Source organism: Bacteroidota bacterium (genome assembly GCA_020161395.1).
Taxonomy (GTDB): domain Bacteria; phylum Bacteroidota; class Ignavibacteria; order Ignavibacteriales; family Ignavibacteriaceae; genus UTCHB3.
This window is the reverse complement of the sequence record JAIUOE010000001.1, coordinates 532,306-556,764: the sequence shown is the minus strand read 5'-3', so window position 1 is coordinate 556,764 and position 24,459 is coordinate 532,306. Positions and strand designations below refer to the sequence as shown.

General features: G+C 43.6%; 16 protein-coding genes. 2 read left to right on the top strand and 14 right to left on the bottom strand.

What is annotated here, in order from left to right:
* Window positions 1-138: 138 nt before the first annotated feature.
* A complete protein-coding gene (locus tag LCH52_02185) occupies window positions 139-627 on the top strand; it encodes a dCMP deaminase family protein (GenBank protein MCA0387285.1) in 489 nt (162 codons plus the stop codon).
* Here the strand turns inward: LCH52_02185 and ppc are convergent, their stop codons facing one another.
* The 11 genes from ppc to nifJ all read right to left on the bottom strand — a co-directional run bounded on the left by ppc (window position 628) and on the right by nifJ (window position 17,352).
* Window positions 628-3,390 carry a phosphoenolpyruvate carboxylase gene (gene ppc, locus LCH52_02180; GenBank protein MCA0387284.1) on the bottom strand — a complete coding sequence of 921 codons (2,763 nt, stop codon included), beginning with the start codon at window positions 3,388-3,390 and terminating at the stop codon, window positions 628-630. It abuts the gene before it with no gap.
* Window positions 3,391-3,455: 65 nt separating this feature from the next.
* Complete coding sequence (locus LCH52_02175; protein MCA0387283.1) at window positions 3,456-4,007, bottom strand: DUF5706 domain-containing protein; 552 nt, start codon at window positions 4,005-4,007, stop codon at window positions 3,456-3,458.
* A gap of 88 nt (window positions 4,008-4,095) precedes the next feature.
* Entirely contained in the window at window positions 4,096-4,740 is a 645-nt protein-coding gene (locus tag LCH52_02170; protein MCA0387282.1) for an HAD family hydrolase, read from the bottom strand.
* A gap of 3 nt (window positions 4,741-4,743) precedes the next feature.
* The gene (locus LCH52_02165; protein MCA0387281.1) at window positions 4,744-6,585 is read right to left on the bottom strand and encodes a PQQ-binding-like beta-propeller repeat protein; all 1,842 of its coding nucleotides are present in this window, start codon (window positions 6,583-6,585) and stop codon (window positions 4,744-4,746) included.
* A 79-nt stretch (window positions 6,586-6,664) separates the two neighbouring features.
* Window positions 6,665-8,359, bottom strand: a complete 1,695-nt coding sequence (locus tag LCH52_02160; GenBank protein ID MCA0387280.1) for a proline--tRNA ligase — start codon at window positions 8,357-8,359, stop codon at window positions 6,665-6,667.
* A 64-nt stretch (window positions 8,360-8,423) separates the two neighbouring features.
* Complete coding sequence (locus LCH52_02155) at window positions 8,424-9,605, bottom strand: ATP-binding protein (GenBank protein ID MCA0387279.1); 1,182 nt, start codon at window positions 9,603-9,605, stop codon at window positions 8,424-8,426.
* A gap of 64 nt (window positions 9,606-9,669) precedes the next feature.
* The gene (locus tag LCH52_02150) at window positions 9,670-9,969 is read right to left on the bottom strand and encodes a nucleotidyltransferase domain-containing protein (GenBank protein MCA0387278.1); all 300 of its coding nucleotides are present in this window, start codon (window positions 9,967-9,969) and stop codon (window positions 9,670-9,672) included.
* Window positions 9,962-10,384, bottom strand: coding sequence for a nucleotidyltransferase substrate binding protein (locus tag LCH52_02145; GenBank protein MCA0387277.1), 423 nt, complete (start codon window positions 10,382-10,384; stop codon window positions 9,962-9,964). Before LCH52_02145 ends, LCH52_02150 begins: the two co-directional genes overlap by 8 nt.
* A gap of 158 nt (window positions 10,385-10,542) precedes the next feature.
* On the bottom strand, window positions 10,543-12,525 hold the full coding sequence (locus LCH52_02140) for an oligopeptide transporter, OPT family (GenBank protein ID MCA0387276.1): 1,983 nt from the start codon (window positions 12,523-12,525) through the stop codon (window positions 10,543-10,545).
* Window positions 12,526-12,727: 202 nt separating this feature from the next.
* Window positions 12,728-13,720: a dihydroorotate dehydrogenase-like protein gene (locus tag LCH52_02135; protein MCA0387275.1), complete on the bottom strand. Its 993-nt coding sequence runs from the start codon at window positions 13,718-13,720 to the stop codon at window positions 12,728-12,730.
* A 44-nt stretch (window positions 13,721-13,764) separates the two neighbouring features.
* Complete coding sequence (gene nifJ, locus LCH52_02130; protein ID MCA0387274.1) at window positions 13,765-17,352, bottom strand: pyruvate:ferredoxin (flavodoxin) oxidoreductase; 3,588 nt, start codon at window positions 17,350-17,352, stop codon at window positions 13,765-13,767.
* A gap of 292 nt (window positions 17,353-17,644) precedes the next feature.
* On the opposite strand from nifJ, the gene LCH52_02125 reads away from it, so the two are divergent.
* On the top strand, window positions 17,645-18,139 hold the full coding sequence (locus tag LCH52_02125; protein ID MCA0387273.1) for a DUF1648 domain-containing protein: 495 nt from the start codon (window positions 17,645-17,647) through the stop codon (window positions 18,137-18,139).
* A gap of 60 nt (window positions 18,140-18,199) precedes the next feature.
* On the opposite strand, the gene LCH52_02120 is transcribed toward LCH52_02125, so the two are convergent.
* The 3 genes from LCH52_02120 to LCH52_02110 all read right to left on the bottom strand — a co-directional run bounded on the left by LCH52_02120 (window position 18,200) and on the right by LCH52_02110 (window position 24,312).
* Window positions 18,200-21,520: a choice-of-anchor A family protein gene (locus LCH52_02120; GenBank protein MCA0387272.1), complete on the bottom strand. Its 3,321-nt coding sequence runs from the start codon at window positions 21,518-21,520 to the stop codon at window positions 18,200-18,202.
* 213 nt (window positions 21,521-21,733) lie between these two features.
* Entirely contained in the window at window positions 21,734-23,641 is a 1,908-nt protein-coding gene (acs, locus tag LCH52_02115) for an acetate--CoA ligase (GenBank protein ID MCA0387271.1), read from the bottom strand.
* Between the two features lie 509 nt (window positions 23,642-24,150).
* The gene (locus tag LCH52_02110) at window positions 24,151-24,312 is read right to left on the bottom strand and encodes a hypothetical protein (GenBank protein ID MCA0387270.1); all 162 of its coding nucleotides are present in this window, start codon (window positions 24,310-24,312) and stop codon (window positions 24,151-24,153) included.
* Window positions 24,313-24,459: the final 147 nt, after the last annotated feature.

Below are 24,459 nucleotides of genomic sequence, written 5' to 3'. Positions count from 1 at the left end.
CAGTAATGCAGTAGTTTAGTAAACGCTTTGCTTTATTATGATCCCGCTTTGATATCTCTGAACGCTCAGTTTGGGTTTCTCCCTTTGCTGTTGATCGTATAACAGTTAAATTTAGTAATTAAAAAATGGAAGTTACAGATGACAAAACCCCGTGACCCTATATCGTGGAATGAATGTTTTATGCAGATGGCATACCTGATGGCGATGAGATCGAAAGACCCGAACACGCAGGCAGGCGCCGTGATTGTTGATCAGAACAAGGTAATTGTGGGTTTGGGATACAACGGTTTCCCGAGAGGGATCGACGAGGGGAAACTTCCATGGTCAAGAAGTGGTGGCTTTACGGAATCGAAGTATGCGTTTGTGGTACATGCCGAAGAAAATGCGATATACAACGCCAATAAATCCGTTCATGATTGTGTTTTATATTGCACACTTTTTCCCTGTAATGAATGTACAAAGACAATTATTCAGAACGGGATAAAGAAAGTAATCTACGCTTCGGATAAATATCACGATGAGCCGATATGGGTGGCATCAAGAAAACTGCTTGGTCTGGCAGGGGTGGAGTATGAGCAGTATATTCCCGAATTCGAACTGAATCTCTCCGAAAAAGGTGACCGGTAATCAGCCGGTATTTTTGATTCCTGCTGCAATGCCGTTCACAGTCGAACGAAGAAGTGTCGTCAGGTCGTCATTTTCAGCGTGATCGTTCCCTTTTCGCCATTCACGGATAAACCTTAACTGAATAAAACTTACGGGATCAATGTAAGGATTCCGAAGTTGAAGCCTTCTTTGAAGGTTTTTATTGTTGCCGAGAAGGTATTTCTCACCTGTGAGAAGAAGAACCGCACTGACCGACCTGTCGTATTCATCCTTAATCATCCTGAATATTTCCGGTGCTGCGGGGCTTTTAGCAAGCAGGGAATATTCCCTCCCGATCATCATGTCAGTCTTAAAGAGCACCATTTCCACATTTTCGGTTAGTACCTTGAAAAAGTCCCAGTTGTTGTAGAGCTTCACCAGTTCTGCTTCGGAGGCGTCCTCGTTTATAATGGCATCTTCAATCGCCGAACCATATCCAAACCAGCCTGATATTGTGTTCCTGTTTTGTGTCCATGCAAAAACCCATGGAATTGCCCTTAGAGCCGAAAGATCGCCGGTAACCCTTCTGGACCCCGGGCGGGAACCGATCTCAAGCTGTTCAATAACATCAATAGGGGTTGCAGAGCGAAAATATTCCGTAAAACCGGGATGCTCGACCAGGGAGCGATATTTTTTATAAGCCGAGGCTGATATTTTATCAAAAAGGGTGATATTCTGATCCCTCAGAAGCTCTTGCTGCGGGTCGGGAGCGGGCTCCGCGGTTTTTAGAATGACCGCTGAAGTTGTAATTTCGAGTGATTTAAGGGCGGTTTCGGGAATAAGATATTTTGCGGAGATCATTTCACCCTGTTCGGTGATTTTAATCTTCCCCTTAAGAGTTCCCTGTGGATTTGCCATGATGGAATCATAAACGGGACCGCCACCACGGGAGATGCTTCCTCCCCTGCCGTGAAAAATTACAGGTTCTATCTTATATTCGCTGCAAAGTTGTGAAATACCGCTCTGAGCTTTGAAAAGTTCGAAATTTGAAGTAACAATTCCGCCATCCTTGTTGCTGTCGGAGTAACCAATCATTACTTTTTGTACCCTGCCCCTTAACCTTAGATGCCGGCGATAAACTCTCAGATCAAAGAGTTCTTTTAGAATTGAGGTTGATTCCTGTAAATCGTTTATTGTCTCAAAAAGCGGAAGTATATCGATATCCGATGCAACTATTCTTTCCTCTTCGACTTTTACCAGTCCTGACTCTCTGGCAAGGAGAAGAACGGAGAGAACATCACTGACCCTGGAACAGTTGCTGATAATATAGTCTTTTCCTGCATTCTTCGAAATATTTTCCATTGCCCATTTGATCAGGGATATCTCCTCGAGCACCTGAGCTGTCCTCTCTGAAAGAGTGGAAAAAGAGTTGATCAATGGCCTTGGAGACAGTATTTCATCCCTCAAAACTTTTATTTTTTGCTCCTCAGGCAGATTTCTGAAATTTGGTGATGCTGCGGTAAGAAACAAAATCTCTTCAACTGCTTCCCTGACAAGAGCTGAATTTTGTCTGATATCGATCTTCACAAAATGAAATCCAAAGGTTTTCACTTTATAAATGAACGGCTGAAGGATTGTATCCGCTATAAGTTCACCTTTGTTTTCCCGAAGGCTCTCTGCCATAAAAGAAAGGTCATCCACTAAATCAGAGGCGTCGAGGTAACCGCCTTCACTTCCGGAGAGTGTTCTTCCGAGTTTCTCATAAATGAGAAGAAGTTTTTTACGGTACAGTTCCGAGGAGTCTCTGTACCAGGGGTGATCGCCCGAATTAAGCAATTTCACATCACTGTTGATCGATGAATTGAGGGCTTTTGAGACAGGAACATGGTTCACTGAGTTGCTGAGATTCGTGTAAAGTCTGTCGAGATCCTGCCGGTAGAGTCTGATAATCTCTTCCTTATGCTGAAGAAGGGTTTCGCGGGTAAGTGCCGGGGTAACAAAAGGATGCCCGTCGCGGTCACCGCCGATCCAGGAACCAAACCTTACAACAGGGCCAGCCGCAGAGAGCTGAAAACCGGAGGAGTGGAGTGCATAATTGAAAAGGTGGTAAAACTCTTCAACCCGGTCGTAGAGCACATCTTTAAGGAAAAAGAGACCCCTCTGAACCTCATCACTCACAGAAACCTTGTGGGTTCTTACATCATTGGTCTGCCAGAGAAGTGTAATTTCCGCCTTCAGTTTTTGAATAATTCCGAAGTGTCTGTAGTTTTTCTCATCTCTGAGAATGAGAAGATTGCAAATTTTTAGAATTTTACGCATTACAGTCTGACGGGAAGCCTCTGTGGGGTGTGCTGTAAATACGGGAGTAATTTCAATTTTCCTTAAAAGCAGGGAAAGTTCTTTTTCATCCAAGCCGTTATTTTTTAAGGTTGCAAGCGTGTGGTCGAAAGTACCCGGTTCCTCTGCCCTGTGGGCACCCTGCCTCTCCCTGTTTTTTCTCAGGGTGTAGATTTCATCCGCAGCATTCACCAAAATAAAGTAGATGGAGAAGGCTTTCACCACCCTTATGGCTTCATCGATGGAGAGGGCAGCGATGATTTCCTTTATTTTTTCGACCGTTTCCCCGTTGTACGAGTTTCTGAGTTGTTTCGTGAGGGTTCGGAGCTCCTCAACACTTTCAAAAACCTTTTCCCCCTCCTGTTCCTTGATCACTTCTCCAAGAAGGATGCCAAGGTCGCGGATTGTCGAACTCAGGGAGGAATCTTTTGCGTAATTCTCAATTTCTGAAAGGGTTGGTTTGAACATTTAATATCCTTTATGGAAGCAATTGGTACAGGGGGAATTCAGTAAGCAACTTCGGGCATTTTGAGTTAAAACGGACTCCCCTTCAGCAGAAGTAATGAAAATACCGTGACACAAATTGCGAAGCCCGTACCTATCAAAAGGGAAATGAAGGCATACCTTAAATATCTCATCTTCTTTTGAATCAGAATAAGACCGGAATCGTAAATCTCCCTGAACTGCACCTGATATGTCTTTTTCGGATCACTTAAGGTATTCGCCATCAGTTTTTCAAATGTTTTGTAGTCATAGTTGATGTAGTATCCTGCGAAGATCGATTCAAGTGTGGTCTCATCGGTAACATCCGATTTTTTACTTTTACCCTGAATCAGTTTCGGCATTATACTGAGCGATGAAAAAATTACTGTAACGAATGCCTGAACCAGCATTGTGAGAGCTGCATACCGAAGGACCGGATGATCCAGGTGCGAAAGTGTAATATTCAGTGTGAATGCTGAAATGACTATGAGGATGTGAGCCTTGGTGTCCGCTGCCTGGGTTAATCTCAGGAGATTTTGCCTGGTTTGTGCGAGCAATGAATCTATTTGGGCTCTTGGTTCGGGTATCTCGTGTTGTGACATGGCATTAAATAAAATTAAATATCAGGATAGTGAAAATAACCAATGATAAACAAGAAACAACTCCTCCAACGAGGAAAAGAGAACAATATCAGCCGGAAATGTGACTGTGAAGCTCTTCCACAGTATTAAAAAGCATGCCGTTGTTCATTTTCATCACAAGTTCCGGTGTCCAGCAGTCCCAAAGCACAGAGGCAACAGCTACACCGGCTTCCCTTGCAGCCTTTATATCTGCCGAAGAATCGCCGATCATTATTGCTTCTTCCGGTTTAATCCCCAGTTTTTTAAGAATTGTCAGAATGCCTTCACCCGACGGTTTCTTTTGGGTAACATCATCGCCCGATACCAGTAATTCAACCTTTTCGAAAACTCCAAGTTCTTTCAGGGTAATCTCTGCCGATCTTCTCCCTTTTCCGGTGAAAGCCGCAATTCTGCCTCCATTTTCGATAATATGATCGAGCAGATTTTCGATACCGTCATGGAGTGATGCAATATTGTGGTTCTCCTTGTAATAGACAAAATAGTCGACAATTGCTTTTTCAGCGTTGTCACCAAACAATTCCACGATTATTTCCTCTTCTGTGGGACCAAAAAGAGCAATTACTTCTTCGGGGGAGAGAATTTTCCCAAAATATTTGTTGTTAATGTGGTTGAATGAGTCAAATATCAACTGATTGGTCGAAGTTAGTGTACAATCGATATCGAAAATAAAGAGTTTATATTTCAGTGCCATCATCCGCTACTTTAACTTAAAGAGGAGGATTGTACCGTCCATGTTGGAAGCAATAAAAATGTCATCCAGTTTCTCGACAGTTAAAGCTCTTGCCTGACCGAGATAGAACAGGTTGGTGAATTTGTCCTTTTGAAAACGGAGAAAATTGCCATTTTTCAGTCCGAAAATTGCATTTTTATCGAATTCCTTTATTTGAACCGGATTTGTGTCGAGCCCCCACTTCACTTTGTGGGTCTTAATTTTCTTTCCGGTAAGAGCATTTACAGTGTGAAATTCGTTCTCGATCGACTTGATAAAAAGTGTTTTTCCATCTTCACTGAGTCCCAAAGACTCCCATGCATTAAATTCCTTGGTACTCCACTGGGTTTTCCCAAGCAGCACATCTACACATGAAACACTTTTATCGGGAGAAACAAACCAGATGTAATCTCCGTTTGTAACGGGGGTGCAACTCGCGGTTGAATAGTAAAAGTTTACATTTTCCGACCATTTCCAGTTAAGTTTGCCTGTTCTGAGGTCGACACAATAAACCATCCCGTCCCATGCAGAGAAGATTACCCGGTCGTTTAACACCACGGGCAGCGATTCGATTCTTCCCTTGGCATCGGAGTTTTTCCACATCGGTGTAAGGGTCGACGCTTCATAGGCGTAGATAGTACCGTTTGCCGTCCCAAAAAGAAGTGCTGTCGTTTGTCTGTCTCTGAAATACACAGGAAAGGAAACGATCCGTGATGTGATTGGTTCATTCAGACCCAACGATTGAAGAACCTCACCCGATTCAAGGTCTATCTGATAAAGGTCGCCACCTGCATTTCCTGCAAAAACCTGTTTTCCCGCGACAACGGGGGTAGAAACGAGATGTGCCTGAAGATCGACCCACCAAAGGAGGGTAAGATTTTTGTCGTAGTTGAAAAGTGCCCCTTCAAGCGTCGGAACCAAAAATCCGTCTTTGTGGGGAACGGGAGCCGAAACCATGGTTTTGCCAAGGTCCATTTTTTTAATTATTTTTACTTCCTTGTAGTCGATGAAGCCGAGTGAATCGGTTGGCACGGGATTGATTCCCGGCACTTTAGCTTCGTCATACCATGTAAAAACGGTATCAACGAAAGATGAGTCGCCTCTCAGGGAGGCAATCGAGGTTATCTTCATCTCTTTTTTGGTAAGATCTACGAAGTTGAAGCCGTAAAGCTTTGTTTTTGATGTAGAGCCAACTCCCATAAAAGCCGGAAGCATATCAAATTCCATCTTCTTGTTTGCGTGCCCGTGACCAACGAAAATGGATTTAAGATTCTTTTTGCGAAGCAGATTTGTCACCTTATACCAGTTGTCAACATCTCCATCGAGAGGATGGTGGATAAAGAAGTAAATTTCCTTGTTATCCGGAGTATTTTTGAGCTGTTTTTCAAGCCAGTCGATATCTTCGGGAACGACATGACCACCGCCACCGCGAAGCACAATTCCGGAATTTAATCCGATAAAAACATAATTGAGTGTATCGAACCGGAATTTATTGTCGCCAAAGATCGCGGAAAATTCCATACCACCCATATCAGACCACTTTGTATCGTGGTTGCCGGGAATTACCAAAAATCGTTTGTTCAGTTTCGAAAGGAGTTTTTGCGCCCTTTCCAGTTCATCCCATTTTCCCGTCTCGGAAATATCACCGGTGACGACCACAAATCCAACATCATTCTGCGAGTTTATCCTGTCAATTTGTTTCAGGATTACAGAATCTGATTTGGCATAGCCCACATGAATATCGGTGAGCCATGCAAATTTGAGGTTTTGCCCGCCGGCAGAGTATGCGGCGATAAAAAGAATTACTAATAAAATCTTTGGTCTAATCATATTATTCACTTCCGGAAGGTAAATTTTCCCAAAGGAAGGGTGACCGGAATTATTGGTCAACCTTCCTTACGGGTTAAAATCAAAGTTTTTCGAGCAGGTCTTTGAGAGTCGAAGCGAGGTTATCGAGAGGAGCTTCGAGTCTTTCACCCGTTTTTCTGACTTTTATCTCCACTTTGTTTTCAGCGAGTTTTTTCTCGCCGACAATCACCTGCAAAGGCATGCCGAGAAGGTCAGCATCCTTGAATTTGAAACCTGCCTGTGCATCAGCTCTGTCGTCAAAAAGCACTTCGATGCCCGCTGCCAGCAATTCAGAATAGATTTTTTCGGATGCTTCCGCAACCGGTTCCTTTTTCATGTTCAAACCAAGAAGGTGGACATGGAATGGAGCGATTGCCTTGTTCCAGATTATACCCGCTTCATCGTGACTTTGTTCGATGGAGCAGGCGACAACTCTTTCGACACCAATTCCGTAACTGCCCATTACAATCGGCTTTTCATCACCCGCTTCTGTAAGATATGTTGCACCCATGGCAGCGGAATATCTTGTCCCGAGTTTGAAAATGTGTCCAAGTTCTATCGCAGTAAATACACCGAGGGGCTTTCCACATTTTGGGCAACCTTCTCCTGAGGTGACGGTACGAAGATCGGCGTATTCGATTGTCGGAACATCTCTCTTGAAGTCGATGCCACCGATGTGGTAATCGTTTTTGTTCGCACCGGAGAAGAGATTGTTGCAGTCACGAATTCTGAAATCGGCAATTATTCTCCCGGGGAAACCGATTGGACCAATGGAACCGGCATCGGCGCCCGTAATCTCTTTGAGTTCTTCGGGATGTGCTGGTCTGACACCACTTCCGAGTGCTTTTTCAAGCTTCGTTTCATTCACTTCTTCATTTCCGGAGATCAGAATGAGAACAGCCTTGCCGTCAGCGATATAAACCCTCGATTTTGCTGTCTGTCTCTCGTTTATCTTGAGGAAGGCGCAAAGTTCATCGATCGATTTCACATTCGGTGTGCTGATTTCGAAAATTTCTTTTGATTCATCATCTCTTTGAACCGGAGTGATGACAGATGAAGCCACTTCAACATTGGCTGCATATCCGCAGGCTTCACAATGAGCAACGGTATCTTCGCCGGCATCAGAACCAACCATGAATTCTTCACTTCCACTTCCACCCATCGCACCACTTGAGGCACCCACGACGAAAAACTTCAAACCGGCTCTGGAAAATATTTTTCTGTATGCCTGATCATGAAGTTCATACGATTTGTCGAGACCGTCTGTGTCGATGTCCAGTGAGTAGGAATCTTTCATCAGGAACTGTCTACCGCGAATCACACCGCTTCTTGGTCTGGCTTCATTTCTGAACTTTGTCTGAATCTGATACCAGGTCTGTGGCATGTCCTTGTACGATTTAACCACTTTACGGGCATGGAAAGTTATAATTTCTTCATGGGTAGGAGCGAGGACATAATCCCTGTTTTTGAGGTGATACATGGTATCGCCAAAAGCCTCAACTCTGCCTGTTTCTTCCCAGATTTCCCTTGGGTTAAGTGCAGGAAGGTGAAATTCCTGTCCGCCGATCGCATCCATCTCCTGACGGATGATTTCACAGACTTTTTTTACCACCCGGTAACCGAGCGGGAGAAATGAATAGATTCCGGCTGCAAGTGCCCTGACATAGCCACCCCTCAACATGAGAACATGACTCGGCACGACCGCGTCGTTTGGTACTTCTTTAAGTGTCGGTATAAATGATTTGCTTTGTCGCATTTTGTCTTTGAATTTTTTGAAAAACTGAATTACAAAGATAGTAAAATTAGGTATGATCTATTAGCTATGAACTATGAGCTGCTCCTGTTGTGTCATGAAATTCGTTAAGGAAGTCTTTGTAGTTTTTTATTTCTGTGCCATCTGTTCCGGGTTTGGATATCCCCTTGTAAATCAGAAATCCTTTTTCTTCGTGCCGTTTTGTTTTCTCGATTGCCGTGATGAATTTTTTTTGAAAGGTTTCGCTTGTTTTTATTTCGATCCATTCTCTGGTCGAGTTTTTATCAATGACAAGATCTGTTTCCAATCCGGATGAAGTCCTGAAATAGTAGAGATTCCAAAACAATTTATTGTGCTCAAGAATCTTTTTAATTTCGGAAACGATATAATTCTCGAACAGCGTACCTGCGAGGATGCTGTTTTCGAACTGTTTTTGTGATTCTATTCCGGTGAGGAAAGAGACAAGACCGGTATCATAAAAATAGAGTTTTGGCGATTTTATTATTCTTTTACCAAGATTTTCATAAAACGGAGGCAGAAACCAGATAATGTAAGATGCCTCAAGTACCGACAACCAGTGTTTTACAGTATTTACAGTGACTCCCAGCTCGCTGGCAAGCTCGGACAGATTAATCATCTGAGAACACCTTGCAGCCAGAAATCTGATTAAACGAAAGAAATCCCGAATATTCCCAATGTCACTGACCGATCTTAAATCCTTCTCCAGATAGGTATTGATATACGCCTGAAACCAATCGTTTCCGAACTGATATTCTCTCTTCACCAGTTCCGGGTATCCGCCCTTAAATATCGATTCTTCATGAAGTTTGTCAGGAATTTCTTTAAACTGCAATGGAAGGAGTGATAGCAGTCCTATTCTTCCGGCGAGCGATTCAGATATATTTTTCATCAAAGTGAACTGAGAGGAACCGGAGAGAATGAACTTGCCGTAGTTATCGCGGTCATTGTCAACGGCGATTTTCACATAAGAGAAAATTTCGGGTGCCTTCTGTGCCTCATCAAAGATAACTTTGTCACTGTAGATTCTCATAAACCTTTCAGGATCATCCCTGAATTCTGCAACTGTCACCGGGTCATCAAATGTCACATATTTGTATTTATCTTTGAGGAGAGTTTTAAGCATTGTTGATTTACCTGACTGACGGGGTCCTGTAACACCCGCAACAGGAAATGCTGAAAGATATTTGAGCAGAGTTCGTTCTGCAGTTCTGGTAATATAGTTGCTCATGAAGGGAAAAACCTTGTATATTTGCAGTCTGACTGCAAATATACACAAATTTTAGTAAATCTATCTACTCCAGCACCAGTTCCTCAAAATTTTGAGAGATGATATTCCTAAAAATCTCTGATGTACGGTTCCAGTCAATTACATCCACACGAAAGAGGAGATCGCTCTCCTGGAAGGCCTCCTTTATCCTGCCTATTTCGGAAAGAGTCATTTTTTGTCCGCAGTCGATTGCAAGATCGAGATCAGAGATATCTCTCTTTGTACCATTCACGCGACTTCCAAAAACACGCACTTTAGCTTTTGGTACAAATGATATCAGTATTGATTTTACGATCTGCAGTTCTTTTTCTGTGACATCAATCATTATTATTCGTCAACTTCTCAATAAGTTTCAACACTTCTGGATAAAATTTTACTGCTATTTCATATGCATTGTCTGCGACTTCTTCATCATAAGTATGAGAAGTTGAGTTACGGGTGTAGTGGAAATCTATCCATATTTCAACATCGTCGATGAGGCGAACTTCATATGCGATCCTGAAGAGTTCTCTTCTGGAGACACCGTCGACGACCTCTTTTCCAATATTGGTTTCGATCCATCTTTTGGCAAATTTCCAGGAAAGTTCAAACGCCACTTCAAAATTTTGTATTACTCCTGCCTGCAGAGTTTCCTGCTCTTCCAATGAAAGCTGGTGGAAATTTTCGTTTAATTCAGTAACACTCAATGATCTTTGAAGCGATCTGGCTGCTTTTTCGAGAGGAGTAATATCCAAACTCATGTTTTATCCGGGTTTTTGGTGCTGAAAACATTATTATGTAAATAATCAATCTCATTACAAAATTAAGAAGTAAATTGTGAATAAGCACAAAATAAAACTGCCCCCGAAGATTTCTCCGGAGGCAGCAAAAAGATCACAAGGCATTTAAGCCGGAATAATTAATTCTCTTTTTTGGCTCTCATTGCATCCCAGATTACATATCCGCAGAGGAGTGCAAACATTAAGAGACCAACGAACATGGCACCGTTGGATTCCACCCAGTGTGTTGCCATTAGATCCACATCGAAGTATTTCATTACTGCACTTATTACACCCATGAGGGCACCGCCTGCGATGAAACCTGAAGCGATAAGAGTTCCGCGTTCTCTGCGGGCGTTGTTAAGCTCTTCATCTTTGCTGCGGGTTGAAACGATGTGTGCAAGGATACCGCCGATGAGAATCGGGGTGTTAAGTTCGAGCGGGATATACATTCCAAGTGCGAAGGCAAGAGCCGGAACTTTGATCATGGTGAGGATCAGAGCCATGGCAGCACCTGCAATGTAGAGCATCCATGGGGCATCTTTCCCTGACATCAACGGCTCGATAACTGCAGCCATTGCATTTGCCTGAGGAGCCTGAAGTGCATTGTCACCTTTGAATCCGTATGCTTCATTAAGAACCATGATGATAAGTCCCACAACTGCTGCTGATGCGGCGGTTCCGACAAATTTCCAGGTTTGCTGTTTGTAGGGTGAGCTTCCCAGCCAGTAACCAATCTTAAGATCGGTAATGAACGCACCGGCACAAGAAAGTGCGGTGCAAACAGCTCCACCAATCAAGAGGGCGGTTACCATTCCTTCTTTTCCTTTGATTCCGAATGAAATCAGAATAATTGAGGAAAGAATCAGGGTCATGAGTGTCATACCCGAAACAGGGTTTGTACCCACGATTGCAATAGCATTAGCAGCAACTGTTGTGAAAAGGAATGAAATGATCATTACAATGAGAAGTCCGATCAGAGCATCTCCCCAGCTTCCGGTAACTCCAAAGTTGAAGAAAAGAAGAAGAGCCAGACCAACTGCAAGGATACCTGAAACAATTACAAACATCGGAAGGTCTTTTTCAGTACGAAGTGCACCGGATGCTGCAGCCCTTCCACCACCAATCTCTTTGGCAGCAAGTTTAAATGCTCCCGCAATGATTCCTGAGGAACGGACTATACCGATAATTCCTGCCATGGCAATGCCACCGATACCGATGTGACGAACATAATTTCTGAAAATCTGTTCAGCCGACATATCCTTTATTAATACTGTTACATTGGCACCGAACGGGGCAACAAGTCCCTGACCGATGTAATAAACAACAGGGATAAGGAGGTACCAGGAAACAAATGAGCCTGCGGCAATGATAGCGGCATATTTAAGACCAACAATAAAACCGAGTCCTGTAACGGCAGCACCGATATTTATATTGAAAACAAGTTTGTATTTATCATAGAGCATATCGCCGATCGGCAACACTTTTGTGGAAAATGTTTCGCTCCACCATCCAAAAGTGGCGATAATAAAGTCGTAAACACCACCGACAAGTCCCGAAGAAACCAGAACCAGTGCCTGTGAACCCCCTTTTTCACCTGCTACAAGCACTTCTGTAGTGGCTGTTGCCTCGGGGAAGGGAAATTTACCATGCATATCAGCGACGAAATATTTTCTAAAGGGAATGAGGAACAATATCCCGAGAAATCCGCCAAGAAGTGAAGAGAGGAAAACCTGAAGGAAAGTGGCTTCCAGATCGAGGATGTATAGGGCAGGTATCGTAAAAATGGCACCCGCAACCACAGCACCTGAAGTGGCACCTACCGACTGGATGATCACATTCTCACCCAGAGCGTTTTTTCTTTTCAGAAGTGTCGACAGACCAACCGCAATAATTGCAATCGGAATTGCCGCCTCGAAAACCTGTCCGATCTTAAGACCAAGATAGGCTGCCGCTGCTGAAAAGAGCACTGCCATTATTAATCCCAATGTTATTGTGTAAACATTAACCTCGGGCACGATGGCGAGTGGCGACATAATAGGCTGGTATTTTTCACCCGGCTTCAACTCGGAATAAGCATTTTTTGGAAGTCCTTTGACTTCCCCGGAAGAATGTCCGCTCATTTGATCTCCGTAATTGGTATTTAGAATAGTTATCGAATAACAGAATTTGAAATGTAACAAATCCCCAATAACAAAATTACTGCATTATTGGATTACTGCATTACTGCATTAAAAAAAAAGACCGGCCGCCTCAAATAAATGAAACAGCCGGTGGTAAGAAACAAACAACTACCGCCTTCTTACAAAGCGGACGATGATAGCACTATAATTTGACCGAGCTGATTACTTTCATATAGTTGGCTCTTTCATATTGAGAGGGGTCGCCAACATTCATGTAGCTCATTGAACCACGCATGTCTTCCACCGAGTTATACTCGTTGGCTTCCATCCAGAATTTCATTTTTGCAAGTACATCAGAAATGTGGTTTGGTCCGAATTTCAGGATACTTGACATCATTTGTGTGACCTTGGCACCTACCATGATCATTTTTATGACATCTTTTTCACTGTAGATACCGCTCGTGGCAGCGAGGTCGCAGTCGAGTCTGCCGTAGAGAACACCAATCCAGCGGAGAGGGAGTCTCATCGCCATCGGGGTGCTCAGAAGGACATTGGGCACCACTTCGAGATTCTCCAGATCGATATCGGGCTGGTAGAATCTGTTGAAGAGTACGAGACCGTCTGCACCTGCTTTGTCAAGCTGGTCAGCCATCCATGCAGTTGAACTGAAGAAAGGGCTCAGCTTTACTGCTACGGGGATTTTCACATTTCTTTTAACTTCTTTTATTATGTCGATGTAGATCTGTTCAATCTCTCTGCCGTCAGTATTGAAATCGGTGGCAAGTTTATAGATGTTCAACTCGAGTGCATCGGCACCGGCTTCTTCCATGTTGTGAGCATATTTTACCCATCCGCCCAAAGATTTGCCGTTCAGGCTGGCAATAACCGGGATATCGGTAGCTTCCTTTGCTTTGCGAATAAGGTCGAGATACTCTTCGGGACCGGCTTTATACTCTATATGGTCGGGGAAGTAAGTCGTGGCTTCTGCATAACTTTCGTTATGCGCTGTTGTATAATAATGATTGGCAAGGGATTCTTTTTCAATCTGCTCCTCGAAGAGTGAGTAGAGCACCACAGCAGCAGCACCTGCATCTTCGAGAGCTTTAATTGATGAAATCTCCTGAGAAATTGGACCCGCGGATGGAACCACAGGGTTTTTAAGTTTCATGCCAAGATATGTTGTTGTCAGATCCATTTTATTTTCCTTAAAATCAGGTTAATCGTTTCTTGAAACCGTAATTAATTGTTAACATTAGGATTTTGGTTCGCCATGTTTTCATACATTTTCCAACGCTTGGAAACATCTTCCTGAGCTTCGTCCATTAATCTGGCAGCAGCTTCGGGATGCGATTTTGTCAACATTTTATATCTGGTTTCGAGATATGCGTAATCTTTGAAAGGAATCTTCATGCCCTTTGAGTCGAGGCTGAAAGGATTCTTTCCTTCTGCAACGAGATCAGGATTGTACCTGAAGAGCTGCCAGTGACCTGAATCAACTGCTGCTTTCTGGTTTCTGGTAGCGGTTGACATGTCGATACCATGAGCGATGCAGTGGCTGTAGGCAATGATCAAGGATGGTCCGTCATATGCTTCGGCTTCGATGAACGCCTTCACTGTGTGAGCGTCATTTGCACCCATCGCAACTTTGGCAACATAAACATTACCGTAGCTCATAGCCATCAGCGCAAGATCTTTTTTCGCAGCAAGTTTACCGCCTGAAGCAAATTTTGCAACTGCGGCTCTTGGTGTCGATTTAGACATCTGACCACCTGTGTTTGAATAAACTTCGGTATCGAGAACGAGAACATTAACATTTTTGCCCGATGCGAGCACATGATCGAGACCGCCATAGCCGATATCGTAAGCCCATCCGTCACCGCCCATGATCCAGACTGATTTCTTCACGAGATAGTCAGCAAGGCTCTTGAGGTTGATTGCGTCGAATTTAAGGTCTTCATCAGATGTTGAATTTTCGATCTCTGTAAGCTTTGTTTTCAGCTCTTCAACTCTTTCTCTCTGGTCTCTGATGCCTGCTTCAGTTTTCTGATCTGCATTAAGGAGGTCGAAAACGAGTCTGTCACCGATTTTTTCGCCGAGTTTTACGAGAAGAATTCTTGCCTGCTCGTTAAACTGGTCGATCGAAAGTTTGAAACCGTATCCAAATTCAGCGTTGTCCTCGAAGAGGGAGTTTGACCATGCTGGTCCGCGTCCGTCTTTGTTTTTGCTCCATGGTGTTGTTGGCAGGTTACCGCCATAGATCGAGGAGCAACCGGTCGCGTTGGCAACCACTGCCCTGTCACCGTATAACTGGCTGACAAGTTTAACATAAGGAGTTTCACCGCAACCCGAGCATGCACCCGAGAACTCAAACAATGGCTCGAGGAACTGCGAATCTTTTACTGTGTTCAGCTTAAGATCAGTTCTGTCCCATTCAGGAATATCGAGGAAGAAATCCCAGTTGGCGCGTTCGGTTTCACGAAGCGGAAGCTGTGGTTGCATGTTGATGGCTTTGAATCTGACTTCTCTCTTGTTTTTGGCAGGACAGAATTCGACGCAAAGACCGCAACCTGTACAATCTTCAACTGCAACCTGAATTGTGTAGTACAAGCCCTCACCATGTTCTTTCGCTTTGAAAGGAACTGCTTTGAAGGTTTCAGGAGCTTTGTCAAGCTGATCTTTTGAATAAATTTTTGCTCTGATTGAAGCATGAGGGCAGATGAGCGCACATTTGTTACACTGAATACAAACATCAGCATCCCAAACGGGAACTTCAAGTGCTATGTTTCTTTTTTCGTATTTGGTTGTTCCGGTCGGGAATGTACCATCCACCGGCATAAGGCTTACAGGAAGGTCATCACCAAAACCGGCGATAATCTTTCCGGTTACATTCTTGACAAATTCGGGTGAATTTGCAGGAACAGCGTCACGGATATTGAATTTTGATGTAATTACAGCCGGTACTTCCACCTCAAAAAGGTTATCGAGTGTTCTGTCAACCGAGTCAAAATTCATCTGAACGATCTTTTCGCCTTTCGAACCATAGGTTTTCTTGATGGCATATTTGATCATTTCGATTGCTTTGTCCTTTGGAAGGATTTTTGAAATCGCAAAGAAGCAGGTTTGCATGATGGAGTTGATTCTACCGCCCATGCCTGTTTCGTTGGCAACTTTGTAAGCATCGATAATGTAGAATTTCATCTTCTTTTCGATGAGGGTTTTCTGAACATTCTCAGGAAGTGTATCCCAAACCTCTTCTTTTGAAGCCGGGGTATTCAACAGGAATGAGGCACCTTCAACTGCATCGCGAAGCATGTCAGTGGTCTCGAGAAAGACCGTCTGATGGCATGCAACGAAATTTGCACGGTTGATGAGGTAGCTTGATTTGATTTTCTTTGGTCCAAACCTCAGGTGGGATGTGGTCATCGAACCCGATTTTTTCGAATCGTAAACGAAGTAACCCTGTGCGTAGAAGTCGGTGCCTTCACCGATAATCTTGATGGAGTTTTTGTTTGCTCCAACTGTTCCGTCAGCACCAAGTCCGTAGAACTTGCCTTTGAATGTATCTTCGTTTTCCACTGAGAATGAAGGATCGAATTCGAGACTTGTATTGGTTACATCTTCGATAATTCCCACTGTGAAATGGTTTTTAGGTTTTTCTTTTCCGAGTTCGTCATACACTGATTTAATCATTGCAGGTGTGAACTCTTTCGAAGAGAGACCATATCTTCCGCCGACTATTTTGGGGAATGCGAAAGGCAGGTTTCCTTCGTTAAAGGTTTCGGCTATTGCGCTAACAACATCCAAGTAGAGAGGTTCTCCCGATGCTCCCGGCTCTTTTGTCCTGTCAAGTACACCAATAACTTTTACGGTTTTTGGTATTGCAGCAATAAAGTGTTTCATTGAGAAAGGTCTGTAGAGTCTTACTTTTAAGACACCGACTTTTTCCCCGGCTGCGGTAAGGTGTTCAACGGTCTCTTCAACCGCTTCTGCACCTGAACCCATAATGATAATTACTTTTTCTGCATCCGGTGCACCGTAATAATCGTAAAGGTTATACTGTCTGCCTGTAAGTTTCGCAAACTTGTCCATGTATTTTTGAACGATATCAGGACATGCATTATAGAACGGATTTACTGTCTCTCTTCCCTGGAAGTAAACATCAGGGTTTTGAGCTGTTCCGCGAAGTACAGGAGCGTCAGGATTCAGACCTCTTTTTCTGTGTTCGAACACAAGTCTCTGATCGATCATATGTTTCATATCATCGGGAGTAAGCTGCTCAATTTTAGCAACTTCGTGTGATGTTCTGAAGCCGTCGAAGAAGTGGATAAAAGGCACTCTTGCTTCCAGAGTTGCAGCCTGAGCGATAAGGGCAAAGTCCATTACTTCCTGAACGGAATTTGATGAGAGGAGTGCCCAACCTGTTGAACGGGTTGACATAACATCACTGTGATCGCCAAAAATTGATAGTGCTGAAGCAGCGATGGAACGGGCTGACACATGAAATACTGTGGAGGTCAGTTCACCGGCAATTTTAAACATGTTAGGAATCATCAATAGAAGACCCTGTGATGCTGTGAAGGTGGTTGTAAGTGAACCGGTTTGAAGTGCGCCGTGCACACTGCCGGAGGCTCCGCCCTCACTTTGTAGTTCAGAGACAGATGGTGTTATTCCCCAGATGTTTTTTCTTCCTTCCGATGCCCAAGCATCGCACCATTCTGCCATGTTAGACGAAGGAGTAATAGGGTATATTGCTATCACTTCGTTAGTGTGATAGGCTACATATCCCGCCGCCTCGTTTCCGTCAATAGTTACTTTTTTTCTTTCCATTTTCTTACCATCGGTTATTTTTCGTGAATAAAAATCAATTCAATGATGCAAATATTGTGCCAAAACAATAAAGGCTCTTTTTCAAGGTTTTTAGTCATTTTTTGCCAATAATGAAAAAATGTTTGCCGGATTTGTTAAGATATTCTTAAATTTTAGAAGAAGATTGTATTCGAAGTGCCAATAAAATCCCTTTTCAGGTTTTGACGCAGGCGTAAAACGGAAAATTTGAATTGTTTTTTTGATCGCTGATAATTAAATTTTCATTTATTCACTTTAAATCAGACAACCAAATTTGGAAACAAAAAACAGGCCCCGGATAGAACTTGAAAGTTCTGTTGCAGACAAAATTGTCGAGGTTGTATCTGCCACTGTACTTTTGACAATAAGTGTACTATTTCTGTTTCAGTACCCTTCTGTTGATGAAAGATTGCCGATGCATTATGACTTCTCAGGAAATGTTGACCGTATGGGAGACAAAGCAGAATTGTTTTTTCTTTTTGGAATACTAATTTTACTGTACACCGGTATGACAATCGCACAAAGATTCCCGCATTCGTTTAACTATCTGACAGAAATCACCCGCGAAAATGCCCTGCGACAATACACAACCGCTGTCAGAATGATCCGCTGGCTAAAAATGATGCTTGTGTGTTTATTTTCGTTTATCATCGCCAAAACCATTTTCCCGGCTTACATCAGCGACGAAGTTTTCTTTGCGGTGATAATAACATTCATTGTCATAACCTTCATTCAGATGATCGGATATTTCATAAAATCGGGCAAATAAAAAAGCCCCCGGCATTTCCTCCGGAGGCTCACAATAACGCAGAAACCTGGTTTTAACTAACTATTTCATTAAAATCATTTTTTTGGAAATGACATTGGTTCCTGATGAAAGTCTGTAGATATATATTCCGCTCGGAAGCTGTTGTGCATCAAATTTTACGGAGTATCTTCCTGCCTCCAACTCACCGGTCGCAAGTGTGCTGACCAATTCACCCAAAACATTGTAAACCGAAAGATCAACATTCTCTTTTAAGGGAACAGAGAATTCGATCACTGTCTCCGGATTAAACGGATTCGGGTAGTTGTCTGACAGGGAGAAACCGGCAGGACTCGATGCTGTTTCAATCTCTTTAACCGAAGTTGGAGAGTCGTTTCTAAGAATTCCGCCATCTGATGTGGCAGCAAACAACCTTCCGTTTGATTGATCGAAACTGATTGCACTTACCTTCACACCCTTCAATCCGATATAATTCCAGGCAGAAGCAGGGGCATCGGTTGAGGTGATATGTGCAAAATAAACACCGTTGTTCCAGGAGCTGACAAAAACATTGTCTCCGTTATCAACAGATACCGAGTAGATGTGTGTCGCTGTTATTCCGGAGGTTTGTGGTTGCCACGAGTTTCCACCATCGGCAGAGAGATAGAGACCATTCCCGTAGGTCCCCGCAACGATTATGCCTGTGGAAGTGGTGCCAAGTGACCAGACATGCGGATAGTTCATTGCTGTTGAGTTCCAGTTCACTCCTCCGTCAACACTTTTGTAAACCCCGCCTCCGAATGTTCCGGCGTAAATATTGCCGCTGTTATCTTTCGTGAGAGCCTGAACCGATTTGATAATCATACCGCTGCTCGCATCCGCCCAGCTTGCGCCATTATCAGTCGATTTGTAAACTCCCTGTCCCCACAGACCGGCATAAAGGGAATTACCATGGTATAAAAGGGAACGGACATCGTACTGTGGAAGTGAAGTGGAATTCCAGTTAACTCCATTGTCGCTTGAACGAAAAACGCCTCTTTCGGTTGCGGCATAGAAATCACCGGCTGGTGTTTGAATGAGACTCCAGATGTATGCGACATTCATTCCGTTGTTTATAACAGAGAATGTAAGTCCCTGATCAGTTGATCTCAGAATTTTTCCTCCCCAGGTACCTGCAATCATGGAACCGTCCTGCGCCCGCATGAAGGTCCAGATAAAATAATCCTGGCTTACTGATCCAACATATTGCCAGTTTCCTGTGTTTATGGATCCGCCACCACCGGTATGTGTTCCCCTGACATGAATGCTTGCTGCGGAATAATCATCCTCGTTCGCCCCTCCCGATCCGGGGTTTGAATCCACATCGAGCTGGTCGCAACTGATAATTTCTGCAATATTTGTGATTGTTGTGTCAAGAGGAATGTTTCCGATGAAATTTGCAAGATTGTACTGAGCTCCGCCAGAGAGAGACTTGCAGATCATCTGTCCGTGTTGAACGCCGCTGATAAAGTTTACATCCGCTAAAGGTGCAAGAACAGAACCGGTTACATCAATCGACTGGATGGTTATTTTTTTCGCATCATGAAAATTAAACATGCAGTTTGTGATAGGTGTACCTGAGACGACGAGGTTTCCGCCCCAGTCGATGCTGTCGCCCGCCACATTGATAAGTGCAACTGAACCATTGGGTACATTTACATATACCTCCTGAGTCTGGGTCATCTGTGCGGCAGTAACCGAGAATGTGTTTAAAAACGGATCAGCACCATTGAGTGTCAGGGTAACTCCAGACATGGTTGTAGAACCGTTTGTTGTGTAACCGGCCAGTTGTGTTGAAAGGGCGGTCAGGTACGCACCTGCAGCGTTGAAATCGACCGGATTTCCCTGCCTTAGAGTTCCATCAACTATACCAACCTGTTGAGAGACCGTTCCCGAAGTACCGTAAACCACATTGCCCCCTGTTACATTTCCCGAAGCAAATGTGAGATGTCTTCCAACCACCAGCACATCGACCGTTCCTCCGGACGCCGGAAGGAGGTCACCGGCGCTGAAGTTTGAGAAAAATCCATCTCTTCCGACTGCCACTTTCCCTTCCACATCAGCGGTTGGCTGATTCATGTCCTGGAGGGTAAATACATTGTATCCCTCTGCGGCACCGAGACTGAAAAGATAATTTGCGGCGACATCAACTTTCACTGTTATGGTTAGCGAAGCATTGGCACCATTGGAAAGGTTACCGATTGTCCATTCACCGTTTACGGAGTTGAAGCTGCCTTGGGAGGCACTTGAACTGATATAAGAAAGACCACCTGGTAGAAAATCCTTTGCAACCACACCTGAGGCGGGTGAAGGACCTGCGTTAGCAACAGAAACTGTGAATGTAACATTTTCGCCATTAACAGGATTTGCATTGCTTACTGTTTTTGTCAGACTGATATCGACTCTTTCCGTCCACTCAAGGTTTATCGTTGTATTCTTTTGAGCTGTGGCTGGTGTGGCGAGTACAATTTTTTGGAATGAGTTTGGTTGTACCTGATGTATGTACCTCGTTCCTTGGGGAATTGTTATGACGGCAGTTGCAGTCAGAGTCACATTCTTCGCAGAGCCGGGATTTAGTGTCACAGACGGGGTCGTGCCCGTTGCATCGGTTGTAACAACCGTTTGACTAAGTGACCCTGCAGAAACAGAAAGCGTAACTTGTCTGTTTGCAACAGGTCGTGCAAGTTCATCAAACACTTTAATTCTGAACTGAGCATCTGTTCCCGTAAAATACTGGTTTGCTGACGGAAGAATTATCAAGGTTTTTACCGGCACAAATCCATTGGAATTTGCATTTGCATCATTAATAATTTCGATTGTTCTTGCCTTAATATCAGCAGTTTGTATGGTGTTCGGATTAACACCATCAGCAAAATGCCAGATTGCGAGTTGTATTGCCGCGGCTTCCTTCTGAACCGTGGACATAGCACCGGTATAAGGGTAGGTTTTGTATGGATAGTAATTCATCAATATATAGGTTATTTGTGACGGGGTTGCACCCGAATCGATATAGAGATGTGGTTGCGATGTTGTGTAAAAAGCAAGCGTATGGGCTATGTCTATGCAATAGAAGTTTTCGGTTTGACTGTTTATTTCACCCTTAAAAGTGCCCGCCCAGGCGTTAAATATTTTTGTGGGATTATAGGGATCGGTAAATTTTATCCCGCTTGTCCCTTTATCAACTGCCAAAACCTTCGCAATACTGCTTGTTATCCCATCCCGGGAAACAAAAAATTCAGCCGGAAATTTTGTATTGCTTTCGGTTCCTGAGACCGATAATGTGTCGATCGGAAATACGACCGCTGTCGAGATAACCCAAATAAAGGCAAAGAGAACTTTATTAAGAATAGTAAAATGTTTTTGCATCTTTTTCTCCTGATTTAACAATTTACACCGTCAAAAATTATACCAATTCAATATATCGTAAAAACGATTGTTTCTACGGCTACTTGATTAAAACATCTGTTTTATTTTGAGAAATTGTCTCAAAATTCAACATTTATAAATCGTTGCCGACGGGGATAAACCCATCGGCAAACGATAAAAAAACGGTGTGAAACCTCTTTATTTTTTATTCTTTTACTCTTCCAGCGTACTCTTGTCACCTTCGGGGAGACCGAGAGCTCTGGCACGGAGAAGTCTTCTCATAATCTTGCCTGATCTTGTTTTGGGAAGAGCATCCATGAAGTTGATTTTTTCCGGTTTTGCGATCGGTCCAATCTCGTGCCCGACATGTTTTTTCAGTTCCTCCGTGAGCGATTCCGAGGCTACATATCCGGCTCTGAGAACCACATAGGCATGAATTACATTTCCTTTTACTTCGTGCGGCAAACCTATGGCTGCGGCTTCAGCGACAGCAGAATGTGAAACAAGGGCGGATTCTATTTCTGCCGTACCGAGGCGATAACCGCTCACTTTAATTACATCATCCAGTCTTCCGATTACCCACACATAACCATCCTTGTCTTTTCTGGCGGAGTCGCCTGCTTCGTACATGGTTGTGTATTTGCTCCAGTATTGCTGTTTATACCGTTCGGGATCGTGCAGGATCCCCCGCATAATTGAGGGCCAGGGCTTTTTGATCACCAGAATGCCTTCTTCACCGGGAGCAGCGCTGTTGCCTTCGGAGTCGATAACATCCACTTCAATACCAAAGAATGGTTTTGTTGCACTTCCCGGTTTCAACGGGGTGACGGGGAGAGGTGTGATCATAAAACCTCCCGTTTCTGTTTGCCACCAGGTATCCATGATCGGACATTTTGATTTTCCGATTACCTCGTAATACCACTTCCAGGCTTCCGGATTTATCGGTTCGCCGACACTTCCAAGGATTCTAAGTGAAGAGAGGTCGTGTCTGTTGGGCCATGCATTTCCAAACCGCATTAAACCTCTGATTGCTGTGGGAGCGGTGTATAGAATTGTAATCCCGTATTTCTCGATCATCTTCCACCACCTGTTGGGATACGGGAAGTTTGGAGCACCCTCGTACATGAAACTTGTGGCGCCGTTAAGAAGTGGCGCGTAAACAATGTAACTGTGTCCTGTTATCCACCCCGGATCAGCAGCACACCAGTAACGGTCTTCGTCGTTGATGTCAAAAACATACTTGAATGAGGTGGCGGTATAAACCATGTAACCACCGTGAGTGTGGATTACTCCTTTTGGTCTGCCGGTTGTTCCTGAAGTATAGAGGATAAAAAGCATCGTTTCTGCGTCCACCTGTTCGGTTTCGCATGGCTGGTTTACCACGGGCACGCTTAGAAGGTCGTGGTACCAGTAGTCTCTTCCGGGCTCCATATACACTTCATGTCCCGTACGCCTGACAACCACGCAATGTTCAATTGTACCCTGTCTGGCGAGTGCTTCATCTGCAATTTCTTTAAGGTTTACAATTTTACCGCGCATGAAACCACCATCGGCAGTAATAAGCACTTTACTTTGAGCATCTTCTATTCTTTCCGCAAGAGCCTCTACACTGAATCCACCATAAACCACTGAGTGAGCTGCTCCTATTTTGGCACAGGCAAGCATTGCAAACATCAGTTCGGGAACACGGGGCATATAGATAGTAACAATATCACCTTTCTGCACGCCCATGCTCTTTAGAATGTTGGCAAATTTTACAATTTCGCGATTCAGGGCGAAATAGGAATAGGTTCTTACATCATCACCGGCTTCACTCTCCCAAATCAGGGCAATTTTGTTCTTCCGGAAAGTTTTTAAATGTCTGTCGATGGCATTGGTAACAATATTGGTTTTACCACCCGTAAACCATTTAAAAAACGGCGGGTTCGAATCATCGTAAACTTTCTCCCATTTTTGAGACCATACAAACTCTTCTGCGATTTCTCCCCAGAAATTCTCCGGGTTTTCTATCGATTTCTTATACATCGAATCGTAGTCTTTGCAGAGAGCTTTATCAATAACTGACTGCGAGGGGTGGAAAATTTCTCCTTCAGACTGTTTAATGCCTGTTTCATCACTCATTTTTGATGCTCCTGTGGATAATTTTATCTGGAAATGTTTGTTTACGAGGCTATGGATAAATATTAATAACGAATTCTCAAGTTAAGAATGTTGAATTTTTAATGCAAATTATTTTTGGATCAAAAAACGGGGTTTATTCTATTGCGGGTATATTAATTAAAAATTCGAAGTAAGGGATGGCAAAAAAAGTGCCCGCCATCTCGAAAGATAAACGGGCAAGGTTTAGTTAGGTGAGGGATTCACATTCTTTTAGAGAAATCGAAACTCTATCCTCACCTCGGGGGATTTCACATTTGCGATGTGTATGCGAGAATCTTCAAAAAGATTTGTGACACAACAATCGCCACACCTAACCAGATGACATTACGAAAAAGTTTTTCCTGTTTTTCCTTTTATAATAGAGACTGTCGTACTCGCCGGTACTGCGGAAGTCTCCCTTTTCAATGCTCCACCCGTACCGGGTGGTTTCCTGTTGCATTTTAATCCTCAATTCCATGTTTATAGACAGGTTATTTGATCATAAATTTTTCAACCATCAGTCTGACTACATGAAATGGAGAAAACAAAATGATCAGGCAAACCACAGGAGTATAAACTGCAACAAGGAGCATCAATCTGACAATGGTAATCTTTTCCTGACCGAAATTACCAGGTTGATTGTCCTTGAACATACTTCCTCCAATAAAGTAACTGAATTATTGTTATTTATGTTATATTTATTTAAATCCTGTAACGGCATAGTTCAGGGATGGTGGTGAAACCATCAACCGGCTACGGGTGATGACTGGTCATACACATGGTACAGGGCATAAAAATTC

What these genes read in the sequence shown, in the direction of transcription:
- nifJ (MCA0387274.1), bottom strand. Translation starts at nt 17,352, where the DNA reads ATGGAAAGAAAAAAAGTAACTATTGACGGAAACGAGGCGGCGGGATAT.
- LCH52_02185 (MCA0387285.1), top strand. Translation starts at nt 139, where the DNA reads ATGACAAAACCCCGTGACCCTATATCGTGGAATGAATGTTTTATGCAG.
- LCH52_02165 (MCA0387281.1), bottom strand. Translation starts at nt 6,585, where the DNA reads ATGATTAGACCAAAGATTTTATTAGTAATTCTTTTTATCGCCGCATAC.
- LCH52_02140 (MCA0387276.1), bottom strand. Translation starts at nt 12,525, where the DNA reads ATGAGCGGACATTCTTCCGGGGAAGTCAAAGGACTTCCAAAAAATGCT.
- LCH52_02120 (MCA0387272.1), bottom strand. Translation starts at nt 21,520, where the DNA reads ATGCAAAAACATTTTACTATTCTTAATAAAGTTCTCTTTGCCTTTATT.
- LCH52_02155 (MCA0387279.1), bottom strand. Translation starts at nt 9,605, where the DNA reads ATGAGCAACTATATTACCAGAACTGCAGAACGAACTCTGCTCAAATAT.
- acs (MCA0387271.1), bottom strand. Translation starts at nt 23,641, where the DNA reads ATGAGTGATGAAACAGGCATTAAACAGTCTGAAGGAGAAATTTTCCAC.
- LCH52_02160 (MCA0387280.1), bottom strand. Translation starts at nt 8,359, where the DNA reads ATGCGACAAAGCAAATCATTTATACCGACACTTAAAGAAGTACCAAAC.
- LCH52_02150 (MCA0387278.1), bottom strand. Translation starts at nt 9,969, where the DNA reads ATGATTGATGTCACAGAAAAAGAACTGCAGATCGTAAAATCAATACTG.
- LCH52_02110 (MCA0387270.1), bottom strand. Translation starts at nt 24,312, where the DNA reads ATGTTCAAGGACAATCAACCTGGTAATTTCGGTCAGGAAAAGATTACC.
- LCH52_02175 (MCA0387283.1), bottom strand. Translation starts at nt 4,007, where the DNA reads ATGTCACAACACGAGATACCCGAACCAAGAGCCCAAATAGATTCATTG.
- LCH52_02145 (MCA0387277.1), bottom strand. Translation starts at nt 10,384, where the DNA reads ATGAGTTTGGATATTACTCCTCTCGAAAAAGCAGCCAGATCGCTTCAA.
- LCH52_02135 (MCA0387275.1), bottom strand. Translation starts at nt 13,720, where the DNA reads ATGGATCTGACAACAACATATCTTGGCATGAAACTTAAAAACCCTGTG.
- LCH52_02170 (MCA0387282.1), bottom strand. Translation starts at nt 4,740, where the DNA reads ATGATGGCACTGAAATATAAACTCTTTATTTTCGATATCGATTGTACA.
- ppc (MCA0387284.1), bottom strand. Translation starts at nt 3,390, where the DNA reads ATGTTCAAACCAACCCTTTCAGAAATTGAGAATTACGCAAAAGATTCC.